Raw genomic sequence first — 16,259 nt, 5'->3', positions numbered from 1 at the left:
CTGGGCCTCAGCCAGTCTACCCTCGGGTCTTGCGCTCGCGGAGTAGTCGTTGGGCGAGGGCATCCAGGACGATGCCCAAGAGGCCGATCACCAGAATCACCGCGAGCATCTCGTCATATGCCAAGCGATCCCGCGCATTGAGAATCTCGTAGCCCAGCCCGGACGTGACGCCGAGCATCTCGGCCGGAACGATGATGACCCAGGCAATTCCCAATGCCGTGCGGATTCCGGTCAGCATGTGCGCCCTCGCGCTGGGGAGGACGACGTGCCGGAGGACCTCGAAGCCGGTGGCTCCCAGGACCCGAGCCACGTCCACGTGATGCTGGTCGACGGCGCGAACCCCGGCGGCGGTGTTGATGACCACGGGCCAGATCGCGGCGATTCCCACCAGGAAAATCACCGGCGCGTGCCCCACGCCAAATAATGCGACGGCGATGGGCGCCCACGAGAGGGGCGAGACCATCCGCAAGAATTGGATGACGGGCGAGGACGCACCGGCGAAGCGCGGCAACGAGCCCACCGCAATACCCAGGGGAACTCCCAAGACGATGCCAAGGCCAAGTCCCAAGACCAAACGGAGGAGGGACACGCCGATGTCCGGGAGGATGACGCCGCGCCCGAAGAGGGAAGCAAACGCACCGGGCATGCGTTCCGGCTCGAGGGCCGCCAACAGCGTGTTGTGTGCGCCCGCGGCGTGCGTGAAGATCCACCACAAGAGGACCGCGATCATCACACCCACGGCCCCGGTGAGCCACGGATTGTTCGCGGAGGCCCGCCGGCGAAGTGCCGTACGGGGAGCGATGGCCTCGCGGGGTGGAGCCGACGTCGTGCGCTCGGGCGCCTGCGGATCACTGGGGTGGGTCACGGCTCGATCTCCTCGGTTCTCTGCGTGGACGACGCGCCGAAGGTGCCCATGCCGCCAACCTTCTCGATGGATCGGGAGACGAGGCGCGTATCGATGAGGTCGCGCTGGGCCTGGGCGGGTTCAAGCCCCGAGAGGAAGTCGCTCGGGGCGTCGACCACCGTTTCGCGCATCGCGGTCAGTAATTCGGCGGTGAAACTCTCGTACGGGTACGGCGCAAAGTCGATGAGCTGCCCGCCCCACCCCGGGTGGTGAACCGCGCCCGGAAAGTCGGCGGCGTGGTCCGTGAGGGCCCGACGAATCGCGGGCAGCGGCTGGGGCAGGTAGGAGTCGCTGAGGATTTTCGCGGCCTCGGCCCGGTTCTCACGGGTCCACGATTGCGCCGCGACGAGGCCGTCCATGAATGATTGAGCCGTGTCGGCGTCGTCGTCCACGAGCGATCCGCGGAGCACCGTGACGCAGCAGGCGTGGTCTTTCCACACATCACCTAGGTAACGGAGGGTTTTGCCGATGTGTTGAACAAAAGCCGCCGCGTTGAACGGGTCGGCGACCACGAACCCTCCGATCACCCCGTTGGCCAGGGCCGGAATCATGTCCGAGGGAGCCATGACCACGAGCTGAACCTCGCCCGCCGACGCCGAAGGAGACGTTCGAATGACCGGGGTGAGTCCTTCACTCCGGAGCAATTTTTGGAGGACGACGTTGTGCACGGACCACCACGCGGGAATCGCGACCGTGGCTCCGGCGAGATCCCCGACGTCGTCGATGGTCGGGGAAACGGTCAGTGCGGAGCCGTTGATGTGGTTCCAGGCGGTGATTCGGGCGTCGGCGCCCAGCCCGTATTTCAGGTGGAGGGCCATGGGCATGAGAAGGTGCATCGCGTCGATCTCACCGCTGATGAAGGCCTCAGAAAGCGAGGACCACGAGCGAAACAGCGTGGGTTTCTGCACGTCGGCACCGTGTTCGGCAAACAGGCCGCGGGCGTGGCCCACAAGCAATGGGGCGGCGTCGGTGATGGGGAGGTAGCCGATGCGAATCTGTGAGGACGTCGCGCTGGTGGATCCCAGCCCGACGCCGGCCGCCCACGTCCCCGAGGCGGCCACCGCCAGGCCTGCGCCGGCTCCCAACACGGTGCGGCGATTCGCGGAGAACCCGGATACCCCGCCCGAAGGTCGACTTGAGGAGGGACGTGTCATATCGAGTAGTCACCGCGGGCTTGGCGGTAGTAACCGCGGATAGACGCCGTCAAGGCTCCGGGGTCAGCCTCCGGTGAAGCCTGGTCCCGGTTCACGGACCACTCCTGGGAGAAGCCTCCGGGACCGTCGAAAAATCCCACGCGGTCGGCCAGGGCGGTGGCTTCGTCGACGTCGTGAGTCACCGTGATGCACGTCAATGACAGACGGCGCATCAGATCCCGCAACCAGCCCTGGAGGTCTTCGCGCGTCGCGGGGTCCAGGGCGGAGAGGGGCTCGTCCAGGAGGAGGACGTCCGGCGTCAGCGCCAAGGCCCGCCCCACGGCGACGCGTTGGGCCTGGCCGCCGGAGAGTTGCTCAGGATACGCGTCCTTGAGGTGTCGCAACCCGAGCGTGCCGAGCAAATCATCGACCGTGGTATCGCTGAGGCGGTCTCGATTCTTGGAGAAGCGCCCAGACAGTGCGATGTTTTGCGAGACGGTCAGCCACGGGTAGAGGGCGGCGTCTTGAAACACCATCGCGAGCCGCTCGGACGACTCGGCTAAGGGGGATCCGTCTAAACGGACCTCGCCGGAATCGAGGTTTTCGAGGCCGGCGATGGAACGTAACAGGGTGGACTTGCCGGAGCCGGATGGGCCCAGGATGACGTAGGACTCGCCGTCTTCAACGGTGAGGTCGACGTCGTCCAGGGCTGCTTCTTGCGCTCCGGGGTAGGTTTTACGCGCCTTGGCGACGCTCAGCTGTGCCACGTCGACCTACCCTCTGCGAATTTCGCTCCGCAGGTGGCCCTCCGTGGGCGACTGCACCGGAAGGAAGCTCGCTTCGCGGAATCGCCGGGCCGTGGCCGAGGTGGCGACGTATCCGCGACCTCCCACGACCGTGAGTTCCAGGTGGGCCGCAGCCTGCGCGAGGTGGGCGGCGTTCAGCCGAGCCTTTAGGACCTCGAGCCGACCCGCGGCCGCAGGATCCTCGGCGAGGCGTATGACCTCCTCCGACAACTCGCGGAATTCTTGTTCGCGGCGGTCGAAGTCCTCGCGGAAGACGCCGTTGCTGGAGTCCCGGTATTCCTGGGCGCTGGTGAGGGCGGCCGCGCTCAAGCCGAGGCAAAACGACGCCTGCATCAGCAAGAATGGCGCACTGACCGAGGCGAGGAAGCCGGGAACGTCGTCGGAGAGCACGTCCTCGGAAGGAACGTGAACATCGGTGACCTTGGTGAATCCCGAGGCGGTGGCGTCCAAGGCCAAGAGATTTTTCATGGGTTTGACGTCGAAACCCGCGGCCTCCGTCCGAACGGTCACGATCAGCTTGTGGCCTTCGGCGGTGACCACGGGCAATACCGCGACGCCGTGCGGGTACAGATTCGATGCCCAGGGGATCACGCCGTTGAGAACGTAGCCGTCCTCCGTAGGTTCGGCCGTGACCGCGATGTTCCCGACGCCGGCCGCGTCCTTGAACGCCGCAGCCATCGCCGTGCTTCCGCTCACCGATCCGTCAGCCAGGCCATCCGGCAAGGAACGGCCGACGGCGTCGAAAAACGTGATGGTGGACCGATGCGCCCAGAGGGAGAAGGCCGTGGACATGCATTCGGTCGCCAGGTCATAGATCACGGCAGCCTGCGGGAGCAGTGAGCCGTGACGTCCCTTCGTCAGCAGGCCGAGTTCTCCCAAACGCCGCAGGGTCTCGAACGGGGAGGCCTCGTCGGCGTCCACGCTCGCGGCCTGTTCCGCGGCCAAATTCAGCACGGTTGCGCGTTCGGGGTATTCGACCAGCGCGGGGACCTTGCTGTGTGACTCCGCGGTTTCGGAAGAGGTTCGGGACTGGATGCTCGGCGTGGCGGTCATGGTGTGGCTCCTAGCGATGGCCCGGGGTGTGGTTGTGGGGCCCGTTGGGTGGTGGTTGGCCGGTTGGTTGGGCGGCGGGAAGGGGCTCTTTAGTGGGGGTTACCCGGCTGGTGGGCGTTTGCCGGGGCTGGTCGGTGGCGGGAAGCGCCTATCAGGTGGCGGTTTCCAGATTGGCGTGGCGTTTTGTCTCGCTGGTCGGTGGTGGGAAGCGCCTATCAGGGGGCGGTTGCCCGTCGGGGGTTGCTGGTCGTCCTCGGTCTGGTTGGCGGGAAGCGGCTATCTGGTGGGGTTTCCCTGGTGATGTGGTGTTTACCCGCGTTGTTCGTTGGCGGGAAGCGGCTCTCAGGTGGCGGTTTCCCGGGTTATGTGGCGTTTACCCGCGTTTGGCGGGCGGCTGGGCGACGTCGTTCGGTGGTGGTTTCCCGCCTCGGGTGGCGCCTACCGCTATTAGGTGGTGCTTTAACCGTCACCTAATAGCGGTGGGCCCCTCCGAATCGGGTAACCGCCACCGAACCGGGTAACCGCCACCGCCGAGCGAGGCAACCGCCACAGGATGGGGCCGCCACCACCGCGCGAGGCAACCGGCACCGGAACGGGTCACCGCCACCGGATCTGGTCGCCACCGCCGGGCGAGGCAACCACCGCGGAATCGGGTGACGGCCCAGTTGGGCAACCGCCACGAAGGGGGCTGGGGGAGACGCCGTCTGCGCACCGCGCGTCACGCACCGGTCCAAACCGTGCGTCACGCGCCACGCCACCCCGAACGCCACACGTCCCAAGCGAAACCGTCTGCACCCCTGAAACGCCGACGTCGGCCCGTGCGCAGACACCCGGCAACCGTAGCGCTACCTCCACCGATCTTCACCGACCAGCGCAAACACTGAAGCCAACCCCGAAAATCCAGGACACAGCGAAGCGCCGGAACCCGAAACGCTCACACCCGCCGATTCGAGAAGACCGATCGAGCACGCGCCCCAGACAATGAGGGCGTTACGCGTCCAGCTTGTGCAGGCGGTCGATCGGCGTCGAGACCGCTGCGCGGGCGCGGGTCACGGCGTCTTCGTCCGGTGCGTCGTAGAAGCACAGGCACTTGACGGTGTCTTCACGCACGTAGGTGCGGAGGAACGAAACCTCCGGGACCTCGGCGTACTTGGGCGAATTGGCCTTCTTGCGGGCGAGGTACTGATCCATCGTGATCTCAGCGGGGATGTCCCACTCCACGAGGTAATCGGCGTTCTTCTTGAGCTTCTTGATGTCCTCAAGCTCGGCGCCGACCAAGCGCACGGGGTCGGGGCCGGTCACCTTTGCGCGCTCGGCGACGGCCGACTCCACAGCGGGGGTGATGGCCTCAGCCGAATCGGCCTCGACGATCACGAAGACCTGTGCGTGGTCCGCGGTGACCTGAGATTCGATGAATTCGGCGGCGACGTCGTCGGCACCCAGGGCACCCGAGACCCGCTCGATGATCTGGCCGGCCTCATCCTTGGAGGGTTGTTGCGGGGCGATTTCCAGGAGGAACAGTGACATGTGGATCCTTTCGGTTGGGGAGGCCGCATGGTGGTTCAAGCGGTCCTCCGGCTCGTTCTGCTGTTCAACCTAGGACCGCGCCGGAAAGCATTCCAAGCCTCGCGACACATAACTCAATGTTGCCTCGGCCCGTCACAGAACCCTCGGCGAGGCTTTTCTCCGCAATGTCGCGCCAGAGACGACGAACGGGCGGGACCCCGTGTGGAGTCCCGCCCGTTCGCTCTCCGGAAAGGTGCCTCGGCGACCTTGCCCGTGAGGGTTACCGCAGTCCGCGCATCATCGTGAGAATCGGCTTGCGGAAGAGCCACAAGATGATGCCCGCGATCACGCTGATCAGACCCATGGTCGCGAAGTACGGAACCTCATTGGGCTCCGAGTAGTACTTGGCGAGGAAGCCGGACAGCGCCGTGCCCATGGCGACGGAGGTCCAGTACCACGCCATCATCTGCGACTTGTGGGCCTCCGGCGAGAACCGCGTGGTGGCTGACGTTCCCGTGGGGGACAGCGTGAGCTCGGAAATCGTGCACACGAACAGGATCAGCACCAACCACCAGAGGCTCACGATGTGATGCCCGGCGGGTAGCAGGAAGATCAGGAAGGCGATGCCTACGCCGACCATACCCAGCGCAAACTTGGTCACCGTGGAGGGCTGCCGGTTGCCCAGCTTGGTCCACAGGGTCGCGAAGACGGTTCCCAAAAGAATGATGAACACCGGGTTGATCGACTGGAACAGCCCCGGCTTGAACTCCATGCCGAAGAGGTGCCAATCAAGGCGCGAATCCGAATAGACGGCCATCACCGTGAACTGCTGCTGGTAGAGGGCCCAGAAGACGGCGTTGCCGATCCACAGCGGGATGAACGCCAAAACGCGGGAGTGCTCGTCAGCGGTGGTCTGCTTGCTGCGGACCAAAATGACGCACAAGATGATCGCGCCGATCAAGGTGACACCGATGACCCAGTTGGAAATGTTGTCCGGGGTAATGAGGCCGACGGCGCTCAGGATCAGCACCAGGGCCACGATCACGACGACGGCGCCCACGAACAGCGACTTTTGCCGAGTGCTGGCCGGGTTGTTCACATAGTGCACCGATTCGGGCAGATTCTTGCGGGTCATCCAATACTGGAGCAGACCAAAGGCCATGCCGATCGCCGCGAGAAGGAAGCCGAAGTGGAAGCCGAGGGCTCCCCAGCCGAAGTTGGTCAGCAGCGGACCGAAGAGTGCGCCGATATTGACGCCCATGTAGAACACCGTGAAGCCGGCCTCGCGGCGCATGTCTTTGGTGTCGTAAAGCGAGGCGACGAGGACCGACGCGTTGGTCTTCAGGCATCCCGAGCCGACGGCGATCAGCACCAGGCCGATGATCACACCGGCGAAGTTCGGAATCGCGGACAGTGCCAAATGGCCAAACATGATGGCGATGGCGGAGTAGAACAAGGTCTTTTCGGGGCCGAAGACTCGGTCGCCGAGATACCCGCCCACGATGGCCATGAGGTAGACCATGCCGCCGTAGGCGCCGATGATTCCGGTCGCTGCGGCCTGGTCAAAACCCAGGCCTCCGTCGGCGGCCGAATAGTAAAGGTAGTACACGAGGATGCCTTGCATCCCGTAGAAGGAGAAGCGCTCCCACATCTCGACGGAGAAGAGATTGGCGAGCATGCGCGGATGGCCGAAGAAGGTCTTGCCGCTCGGATTCCGAGGGTCAACCTCCGTGCCTTCAGCGATGTGACTGGACATCGGATTGCACCGTTCATGAATAGTTGAGAATTATGCCGTTGGCAACTCTAGCTCCAATATGTGATCCGACGCATAATCGGATGACCTGCCGGTCAGCTGGTCACAACAGTTAAATCTGAAATGACCTTTACTCTCGTGCCGTGAAATACCGCCTGATCGTTGCCTCATAGTCACCAAAAATTTGGGTGACGATGAGGGACTATGTGACTAGCATCATGACTATGAAGAGCACCAAACAGCTCGTCAAGGAACTAAGAGCCGCGGGATCCGAGTCTACCGAGGTTGAGGTGAAGTCCGGTCTGCACGGGTTCCCCAAGTCCGCTCTGGAGACCATGAGCGCCTTCGCCAACGGTTCGGGTGGCACGATTTTATTCGGCCTCACGGACCAAACTTTTCGCCCCGTCAAGGGCTTCGATGCTCAGCGGGTTCACGACGCCGTCTCCAATGCGGTGCGTGCCAAGCTCACTCCTCATCCGGCCGTGGAACTTTCGGTGGAGGAGTTCGAGGGAGGTCGGGTGGTGCGGGCCGACGTCGAGGAAATGCCCTACTTCGACAAGCCGTGCTTCGTCGGCAGTAAGGGCGCCTATGGGGGTTCGTACATTCGGATCGGCGAAGGAGACCACAAACTCTCGGAGTATGAAGTCTCGCAACTGCGCGATAATCGCGTCCAGCCCGGGTACGACCGCGAACCCGTGGAAAACGGTAACCAAGAGACCTTGAATCATCAGGCCGTGGAAACCCTCTTGGACAAGGCTCGGGCGCGCACGCCGTCGGCCTTTGCTGGGGTTGAGCCGCGGATCGCCCTGAAAAGGCTGAACGTCACCACCGAAGCCACCAAGAGGGCTCGTCCCACGTTGGCCGGTTTGCTTGCGCTGGGTGTCTATCCGCAGGAATTCTTCCCGCAGCTCAACGTGACCTTCGTGGCCGTGCCGGGAACGTCCCTCGGCGAGGTGGATGCGGGCGGCGTCGCGTTCACGGATAATCAGTCCTTCAATGGGCCCATTCCGGCCCTGATCACCGCCTCCGTGGAGGCCGTACGCCGGAATTCGAATCGTGCCGCGATTATCACCGGCGAAGGGCGGACCGATGTGTACGACTATCCTGACGTCGCGGTCCGGGAAGCCATCACCAACGCCCTCATGCATCGGGACTACAGCTCGTACGCCCGGGGGATACAAGTGCAGATGGAGATGTACTCGGACCGGCTCGAAATTCGGAACCCCGGTGGTCTCTACGGCGGCGTGCGGGTCGAAGAATTGGGCCGCGTTTTCACCTCGTCGTCCCGTAATGCCGCGCTGGCCAAGCTCTTGGAAGAAGTCGAGATGCCTCGAACGGGATCATCGGTGTGCGAAAACCGTGGGTCCGGCATCGCGCGCATGGCCTTCGCCATGGAACAAGCGGGTAAGGCCGCCCCGGAATTCCGGGTGACACCCACCTCCGTGACCGTCATTCTGCGCCACGCGCCGGTACGGTCGCGGCGTCGGGAGCCAGCGTGGTCCGGCGTGGAGGAACGTGAGCCTGCGGTGGCCCCGGTCCTCGCACATGAGGTACGTGGGGCGTTGGTTTCCGTGGAGGGCGGGTATGACGACGAGCGGTCGGTCCAGACGGTCAGGCCGGCCGCTCGACGTCGCCTCCGACCGAGGGGCAGCGGAGCCCGAGCGCGAGAGGCAACACCGGTGGACCCGGGGGACTACGCGCATGAGCACGAATTGCTCGAGCTCATGAGTCGATGGTCCGGACCGGTTACGAGCCATCGGGTCCAAGATGCCTTGTGCCTGTCGCAGTCGGCGGCGAATCGGTTGCTCCGCAAAATGATCGACGCCGGACACGTGAAACCGACCGCTCCGCCGCGCAGCCACCGCCGCGCCTATGTCTTGGCTGACCCCGCCAAGGTGCGGGCCGCCCGTCGCAGCGCCGCGTTCTAGCCTAAGACGCCGTCCACGAGGGTTTTCGCCTGGTCCTGAACCTGCGCGAGGTGCTCGTCCCCGCGGAAGGATTCGGCGTAGATCTTGTAGACGTCTTCCGTACCCGAAGGGCGAGCCGCAAACCAGGCGTTGTCCGTGACCACCTTGAGCCCTCCGATGGGTTCGCCGTTGCCGGGGGCCTCAGTGAGCGTCGCCGTGATGGGGTCGCCCGCGAGTTCTGTGGCCGTGACGTCGGACGGTGAGAGCTTCTTGAGCTGTGCCTTTTGCTCCCGGTTGGCCGGTGCGTCGATCCGGGCGTAGCTGGGGGCGCCGAATTCCTCGGTCAGCTCGGCGTACCGCTGGGACGGCGTCTTGCCCGTGACGGCCGTGATTTCCGAGGCCAGCAGCGCGAGGATGATGCCGTCCTTATCGGTGGTCCACACCGAGCCGTTCTTTCGGAGGAACGAGGCGCCCGCTGATTCTTCTCCACCGAAGCCCAGGGAGCCATCCAACAAACCGGGGACGAAGTATTTGAAGCCGACCGGCACCTCCACGAGCCGACGGCCCAGCGAATCCGCAACCTTGTCGATGATCGAGGAGGACACCAAGGTCTTGCCGATTCCGGTCTCGGGGTTCCATCCGGAACGATTCCGGTAGAGGTAGTCGATGGCCACGGCGAGGAAGTGGTTTGGATTCATCAGACCCGCGTCGGGGGTGACGATGCCGTGCCGGTCGGAGTCGGCGTCGTTGCCAGTGGCAATGTCGTAGCTCGAACGGTTGGAAATGAGGGAAGCCATCGCGTTCGGGGAGGAGCAATCCATGCGGATTTTCTCGTCCCAATCGAGGGTCATGAAGCCCCACTGAGGGTCGACTTCCGGGTTGACCACGTTCATGTTCAGGCCGAAACGCTCGGAAATGGTGATCCAGTATTCGACGGAGGCGGACCCCATGGGATCGGCGCCGATGCGTAGCCCGGAATTGCGAATCGCGTCCAGATCGATGATCTCGGGTAATTCGGATACGTAGGACGCCATGTAGTCGAAGAGCCCCGTGGTGTCCGCCGTCTTGGCTTGGGCGAGGTCCACGCGCCGCACCCCGCGGAGACGGTCGGACAGGAGCTCATTGGCGCGGTTGGCGATCCAGGTGGTCGCGTCGGAATCGGCCGGGCCGCCGTGAGGTGGATTGTATTTGAAGCCGCCGTCGGAGGGCGGGTTGTGGCTCGGGGTGATGACGATGCCGTCTGCACGCGGGGCATCGGGCTGGGCGTTGTGCTTGAGGATCGCGTGCGAGAGCGCGGGGGTTGGCACGTATCCGGCATTGGAATCCAGGAGTACGGGCACGTGATTGCCGGCGAGCACCTCGAGCGCGGTGTCTTGTGCGGGCCCAGAGAGTGCGTGGGTATCCCGACCCATGTAGATCGGACCCGTATACCCTTGGTTGGCGCGATACTCGACGATCGCCTGCGTCACCGCGGCAATGTGGGCCTCGTTGAAGGATCCCTTGAGTGAACTCCCTCGGTGCCCCGAGGTCCCGAACACGACACGCTGATCGGGGTTTTCCGGGTCGGGTGCCACGGAATAGTAGGCATCGATCAGGGCATCCAGGTCGACGAGGTCTTCAGTCTGGGCGGGGGTTCCGGCACGGCTTTCCATACGTCTAACCTATCCCGAATGCGCCTCTTCGCGCGCCCACACCGTGGTGGGCGCGCGAACCATCTTTAGAGGCCGCGGGAATGCAACGCCTCCTCGCGTTGAGCCAAGACGTCCAGCTCTTCTTGGTTTCCGGCGTCGGGCGACGGACGGTTGAAAGCCTCGAGTGTGGCCCGTTCGATGAGGCGTGCACCGGCTCGAGCCGTTCGATCGTCGAGGTCCAGCTCCGGGATGAGTCCGACGACGTCCATCATGAGGAGCTTGCCGCTTTGAGCCACCTGCGTGACAACCTCTTCGGCGATGATCAGTGGAACGCCCAGACTCGACGGGACGCTGACTCCCGGAGCCTGATAACCGGGCAAGACGTCGAGGTCCAGGCTCAGGTAGATGAGGTCGAGACCGGCGATCTGCTCGGCCACAAAGGCGGCGACGTCGGCGGACTTGGTCTCCTGGCACTCGGTGTCTTTGAGGTAGCTGGCCCCAAAATTGATGGCGTGCTCGAACTGAGCGCGGACGTTGTCTGCGGTGTTGATGCCAAGAACGCTGTAGTGGAAGTCTCGGCCAGCCTTCTTCTCGTCCGCGAAAATCTGACGCACGCACGTGACCTCGCTGGGTTTGGGCGTGTTGCGCATGGCGAAGTGTGCATCCAGGGAAATAACGCCCCAGGTTTTCGCCGAGTCGAGGGCGCCGGAGGCAGCCAATCCGAGGTAACCGGCGTAGGTGGTTTCGTGTCCTCCGCCGAGCAGCACCGTCATGCGATGCTCCGGAATGATGTCGGCCAGTTTCTTCCCGGCCGCGGCTTGAGCGGACTCCATGTCGTGGTCCGTGACGGTCACGTCCCCGCGGTCGTGCACGATCTGGCCACCGTGAAAGGCGAGCTGAGCCAGAGCATGGCGCAGGTTATAGGGCCCCTTGTTCGCTCCGGGACGGCCTTGGTCGCGAATTGTTCCTTCGTGGGATGCGAATCCGCAGATCGCCAAGCCCTTGGGCTCATGCTGCCGTTGAACCTGTCCCGCATAGACCATGTGGTGCCAGCGGGTATGAACGGCCCCCGGACCTTCGTCGCGTCCCATCCACGGTGTCGTTTCCATGGTGTGTCCTAACTGTTGAAATTGGGCCCTTGTGCTTGTTGAACAAGTAACACCTTCGGGAGCTCTGTGGCAAGGGACACACGCTGGATTCCCTTCGAAAGTGGATATTCGGGGGTCGAAAGACCAGATATCGGAATCCTGTGGAGAACTTCGTTCGGTGATGCGATGCGCGGTAAGTTGTGGAGAAGAAGTACGACGAGCCGTTCACCGGCCGCTATTCAGGAGGTACCCATGGACGAGAACGTTCCCAACGTCAAGGTCGACGACATTCCGGAAGGCGCCAAGATCCTCGACGTCCGCGAAGATTACGAGTGGGAAGAAGGCCATATCGCTGGTGCTCAGCACTTGCCGTTGGATCAGGTTCCCGCACGATACGGTGAGGTCCCGTTGGACGAGGACGTCTACGTCATCTGCCGTTCCGGTGGCCGGTCCCTGCGGGCCACGGCGTACCTGAACCAGTACGGATTTGATGCGTACAACGTCGTGGGCGGAATGGGCGCCTGGCAAGACGCCGAAAAACCGATGGTGTCCGAAAACGGCCAGACCCCGCAGGTTCGGTAGGCCGGCTGCCCTCATGAAGTACACCTATTTGGGCCCGGAGGGAACTTTCTCCGAGGCCGCGTTGCTCTCCGTCCCGGAGGCGGCCGAAGCCGAACGCATTCCCTCGCATTCGGTGCCTGCTGCACTCAGCAAGGTCCGTCAGGGGGAGGTCGACGCCGCCATGGTGCCGATCGAGAACTCGGTCGAGGGTGGGGTCACCGCAACTCTCGATGCCATCGCCGCGGGCGACGACCTCCGCATCGTTGGAGAAGTTCTCGTGCCGATTCGCTTCATCCTCGTGGGTGCGCCCGGCATCCGTCTGGATGAGGTGCGCGTGGTCTCGACGCACTCCCACGCGTGGGCCCAGGTGCGCGGCTGGATGGAAGAAACTCTTCCGGGGGCCGACTACGTTCCGGCCAGCTCGACGGCCGCCGCCGCCGTCGCCCTGCTCGATGGAACCCCCGATTACGACGCCGCCGTGTGCTCTCCCATCGTGGCCGACCATCACCCCGAATTGAACGTCTTGGCGACCGATATCGGCGACAACGCCAATGCGATCACGAGGTTCGTCCTCGTGACCGCCGTAAAGGGAGGATTGCCGACGCCGGCACCCACCGGCGCGGACAAAACGACCGTGGTCATTCCACTCCCCAAGGATCGCGCTGGAGCCCTGATGGATCTGCTCGAGCAATTTGCCGCTCGAGGTGTCAATCTTTCGCGCATTGAGTCCCGTCCCACAGGCGAGGCCCTTGGCATGTACTTCTTCTCGATCGACGCCGAAGGTCATGTGGACAACTTGCGGATGCGTCATGCCTTGCGTGGGCTTCATAGAGTCTCACCCGGAGTGAAGTTCCTCGGTTCTTACCCCCGGGCCGATGGGCGCAAGCCGATTGTCGATCCGCACCACACGGACGAGGCCTTTGCCCGTGCGAATGCCTGGGTCGACGGCCTCTGAGGCCATGTTGACCCATGTGGGCCGATCCTGAACACTTAAGCTGATGAACGACTTTGGAGGCGGAATGCGGGTACCCGGTTGGCTGCAGGCGGGCGTGATCATGCTCGTCTTGGGCATTTTTGTGGGTGGCTACGGTCTCGGCATTTGGGCTCTCGAGCTTGGCCACGATACGGAAGCCGATAGCGGAGCCAAGATCGCTTCCCCCATCATGATGCTAGCGGGCATCCCCTTGCTCATCCTGGGACTCATCATGACCATCTCGGGGCTCGTGGGTGAAAAACGCGCTCGCGATCAGTTGATCGAGAAGCGGATGCAGGAGGCTGCTCAGACGTCGTCGTCGGAGAAGTCGCCTTCCCTACCGGCCTAGCGGCGCACGAGACGCCGCCAATTCCACCCGGAGCGTGAATTGCCTGCGGACTTGCTGAGGTTCGCCAAGCTCCGAAATGGAGTCATGGTTTCGGGGTAGGTATTGATGCTGAGCGTCGCGGGGAGTACCTCCGCAACCAGCCGCTCAGCGGTTCCGATGAGGTCGCCGTCGATTTCTACCGGCTGGGGATGATGACCGAAGTCGAGTACCGCTCTCGAGCCGTGAAGATGCTCGATCACCGGTAGTCCGCTCCGATTGCGCATAATGACCTGACGGGTGAGGGACGCCCACCCAATCAGGTTCCGCGGCGTCATCAAAATGAGTTCGAGCTGGCCGTCGTCGGCGGTGGATCGCGAGGCCAGGTGAATTCCGGCGGTGATTTCGCCGCAATTGGCCACAAGAACCGACTGAATCTTGCGTCGGATGGGCCGTTCGTCGTCCATTTGAAGAGAGACGGCGCTTCGAGGCGACACGAGATTCCGCAATCCCGCCTCCACGTAGGCCAACCATCCCCATCGGGACTTGAGGTCTTCGCGGGTGTCCGTCATGACCTGTGCGTCGAAACCTGCGCCGCCCATGACCAGGAACGTCGTCTCGTCGGAGGATTTGTCCGGTCGACGCACGTTCAAGCGAATTGTGTCGATCCGCCGAGGTCGACCGTGCAGGGCCGTGTCGATGGCCGAATGCAGATCCGAGATCGGCAATTCCAAATTCCGTGCCAAAAGGTTGCCGGTGCCGAGGGGCACAATGCCCAAGTTCGCCGTGGTCCCCTGAAGGACCTCTGCAACCTGCCGGACTGTACCGTCTCCACCCATCGCGATCAGGAGGTCACAGCCATCGGCCAGTGCCTGCTGGGCCATGCCGCGCCCCGGATCGTCCTCGGTGGTCTCGTAAAACCGTGGCGTCGGCCAATCGGCGCGACGTGTGGCGTGGGTCAGGGCGTCGCACGAAAAATGCGCCAGGGACTTGGTGGGGTTGTACACGACGCCCACGTAGCGGGGCTCGCCCGGCTCGAGCCGGGGACGCCACGGAACCGCTTGGGTCAAGAGGGGAGGACGACCTCGTGAAGTCGTGATGACGCTGGCCGCTGCGGCGACGGCGAGCCCGACGAAACTCGCGATGCCGACGGCTTTTCCGGGAAGGCGCATATACCCAGGTTACCGGTCGCCGTGGTGATTGCCGTGACAACGCCGGTGTGCCTCGAACCGCGCGTGGCACTTCCCCGGCGGTGCGGTAAGTTAGGGGCGTGATCGACATTAACCTGCTGCGCGAAAATCCTGACCTCTTCCGGGCTTCACAGCGAGCCCGCCGATCCGACGTCGAACTCGTGGACCAAATCCTTGAGGCCGACGCTCATCGGCGCCAATCGGTGAGTGATTTCGAGTCTTTGAGAGCCGAACAGAAGTCCTTCGGCAAGAAGGTCTCGCAAGCTCAGGGCGAGGAAAAGCAGAATTTGCTCGCCGAGGTTAAGGACCTGTCCCAGCGCGTCAAGGCCGCTGAAGCTGCCGCAAACGAGGCACAGGCGACTCAGGACGATCTCCTGTCCCGCATGGAGAACCTCATTATCGACGGCGTCCCCACCGGCGGCGAGGACGATTTCGTTACCCTCAAGACCGTTGGCGAACCTCGGGACTTCAGCACGGAGGGGTTCGAGCCGCGGGATCATTTGGAAATCGGTGAATTGGTCGACGGCATCGACATGGCGCGCGGCGCCAAGGTCTCCGGTGCCCGCTTTTACTTCCTGAAGGGAGCCGTCGCTCGCCTCGAACAGGCCCTGCTCTGGATGGCCCTCGATCAGGCCACCAAGGCCGGCTTCACCATGCTGACCTCGCCCACCCTCGTGCGTCCCGAAACGATGGCCGGAACCGGATTTAACGTCAAGCACGACGACGAAATCTACCGCCTGGAACGCGACGACCTTTACCTCGTGGGAACCTCGGAGGTTGCCATCGCGGGGTATCACGCCGACGAAATCATCGATTTCGAGAAGGGCCCGAAAAAGTACCTGGGGTGGTCCAGCTGCTACCGCCGCGAGGCGGGCTCGGCCGGCAAGGACACCCGCGGAATCATTCGCGTTCACCAGTTCAATAAAGCTGAGATGTTCGTGTATTGCCCGGTCGAAGAGGCCGAAGGCATGCACGAGAAAATGCTTGCGTGGGAAGAAGAGATGCTGGCCAAGTGCGAGCTCGCGTACCGCGTGATCGATACCGCCGCAGGGGACTTGGGGAGCTCCGCGGCCCGGAAATTCGATTGCGAAGCGTGGATCCCCACGCAAGGCACGTATCGCGAGCTGACCTCCACCTCGAATTGCACGACCTACCAGGCCCGTCGATTGAATATTCGCGAGCGTAAGCCGGATTTCGTGGACGGACAAGGCAAAACGAAAAAGGGCGGCACTCGCACGGTCGCCACCCTCAACGGGACGCTGGCGACCACGCGCTGGCTTGTCGCGATCCTGGAGACCCATCAGCAGCGGGACGGATCGGTTCGCATCCCCGAGGCGCTGCGACCCTACATGGGCGGCATGGAAGTTCTCGACGTCGTCGGCGAGTAAGAACAGTCGTTAAACCGCCCGGCCTCGCGGGGCGCGGTTCA

At 63.5% G+C, this 16,259-nt stretch carries 14 protein-coding genes; 5 read left to right on the top strand and 9 right to left on the bottom strand.

The features are described 5' to 3' along the window. Positions 1-16 precede the first annotated feature (16 nt). The 6 genes from D8M21_RS08830 to D8M21_RS08805 form a co-directional block, all read right to left on the bottom strand. Positions 17-865 (bottom strand): ABC transporter permease, encoded by an 849-nt coding sequence (locus D8M21_RS08830; protein ID WP_238651238.1) that lies wholly within the window; start codon positions 863-865, stop codon positions 17-19. Beyond that, positions 862-2,058 carry an ABC transporter substrate-binding protein gene (locus tag D8M21_RS08825; protein WP_048681511.1) on the bottom strand — a complete coding sequence of 399 codons (1,197 nt, stop codon included), beginning with the start codon at positions 2,056-2,058 and terminating at the stop codon, positions 862-864. Before D8M21_RS08825 ends, D8M21_RS08830 begins: the two co-directional genes overlap by 4 nt. Further along, positions 2,055-2,804 (bottom strand): ABC transporter ATP-binding protein, encoded by a 750-nt coding sequence (locus tag D8M21_RS08820; RefSeq protein WP_126855816.1) that lies wholly within the window; start codon positions 2,802-2,804, stop codon positions 2,055-2,057. The genes D8M21_RS08825 and D8M21_RS08820 overlap by 4 nt, the downstream gene beginning before the upstream one ends. A 6-nt stretch (positions 2,805-2,810) precedes the next feature. Further along, complete coding sequence (locus D8M21_RS08815) at positions 2,811-3,896, bottom strand: acyl-CoA dehydrogenase family protein (RefSeq protein WP_238651236.1); 1,086 nt, start codon at positions 3,894-3,896, stop codon at positions 2,811-2,813. Between the two features lie 990 nt (positions 3,897-4,886). Beyond that, entirely contained in the window at positions 4,887-5,423 is a 537-nt protein-coding gene (locus D8M21_RS08810; RefSeq protein ID WP_048681505.1) for a DUF4242 domain-containing protein, read from the bottom strand. Positions 5,424-5,682: 259 nt separating this feature from the next. Then, complete coding sequence (locus tag D8M21_RS08805; RefSeq protein WP_048681502.1) at positions 5,683-7,158, bottom strand: peptide MFS transporter; 1,476 nt, start codon at positions 7,156-7,158, stop codon at positions 5,683-5,685. 221 nt (positions 7,159-7,379) lie between these two features. On the opposite strand from D8M21_RS08805, the gene D8M21_RS08800 reads away from it, so the two are divergent. Then, entirely contained in the window at positions 7,380-9,083 is a 1,704-nt protein-coding gene (locus D8M21_RS08800; RefSeq protein ID WP_048681499.1) for an ATP-binding protein, read from the top strand. Here D8M21_RS08800 and pgm read toward each other — a convergent pair. After that, entirely contained in the window at positions 9,080-10,714 is a 1,635-nt protein-coding gene (pgm, locus tag D8M21_RS08795; protein ID WP_048681497.1) for a phosphoglucomutase (alpha-D-glucose-1,6-bisphosphate-dependent), read from the bottom strand. The genes D8M21_RS08800 and pgm overlap by 4 nt on opposite strands. 65 nt (positions 10,715-10,779) lie before the next feature. Continuing rightward, positions 10,780-11,802 carry a formimidoylglutamase gene (gene hutG, locus D8M21_RS08790; RefSeq protein ID WP_082156790.1) on the bottom strand — a complete coding sequence of 341 codons (1,023 nt, stop codon included), beginning with the start codon at positions 11,800-11,802 and terminating at the stop codon, positions 10,780-10,782. 231 nt (positions 11,803-12,033) lie between these two features. Here hutG and D8M21_RS08785 point away from each other — a divergent pair, with 231 nt between their 5' ends. From D8M21_RS08785 to D8M21_RS08775, 3 genes are read left to right on the top strand one after another with little or no spacing between them, the layout of a single operon-like run. After that, positions 12,034-12,363, top strand: coding sequence for a rhodanese-like domain-containing protein (locus tag D8M21_RS08785; RefSeq protein WP_048681492.1), 330 nt, complete (start codon positions 12,034-12,036; stop codon positions 12,361-12,363). 13 nt (positions 12,364-12,376) lie between these two features. Continuing rightward, entirely contained in the window at positions 12,377-13,297 is a 921-nt protein-coding gene (gene pheA, locus D8M21_RS08780) for a prephenate dehydratase (RefSeq protein WP_048681489.1), read from the top strand. A gap of 43 nt (positions 13,298-13,340) precedes the next feature. Then, positions 13,341-13,664 (top strand): hypothetical protein, encoded by a 324-nt coding sequence (locus D8M21_RS08775; protein ID WP_126855814.1) that lies wholly within the window; start codon positions 13,341-13,343, stop codon positions 13,662-13,664. On the opposite strand, the gene D8M21_RS08770 is transcribed toward D8M21_RS08775, so the two are convergent. After that, a complete protein-coding gene (locus tag D8M21_RS08770; RefSeq protein ID WP_048681483.1) occupies positions 13,661-14,812 on the bottom strand; it encodes a diacylglycerol/lipid kinase family protein in 1,152 nt (383 codons plus the stop codon). The genes D8M21_RS08775 and D8M21_RS08770 overlap by 4 nt on opposite strands. Before the next feature lie 98 nt (positions 14,813-14,910). Between D8M21_RS08770 and serS the strand changes: the two genes are divergently transcribed. Further along, the gene (gene serS, locus D8M21_RS08765; RefSeq protein WP_048681479.1) at positions 14,911-16,218 is read left to right on the top strand and encodes a serine--tRNA ligase; all 1,308 of its coding nucleotides are present in this window, start codon (positions 14,911-14,913) and stop codon (positions 16,216-16,218) included. The last annotated feature ends 41 nt before the right edge of the window (positions 16,219-16,259 follow it).

Source organism: Kocuria sp. HSID16901 (genome assembly GCF_003989425.1).
Classification (GTDB): domain Bacteria; phylum Actinomycetota; class Actinomycetes; order Actinomycetales; family Micrococcaceae; genus Rothia; species Rothia massiliensis.
This window is presented reverse-complemented; position numbering and strand designations above follow the sequence as displayed.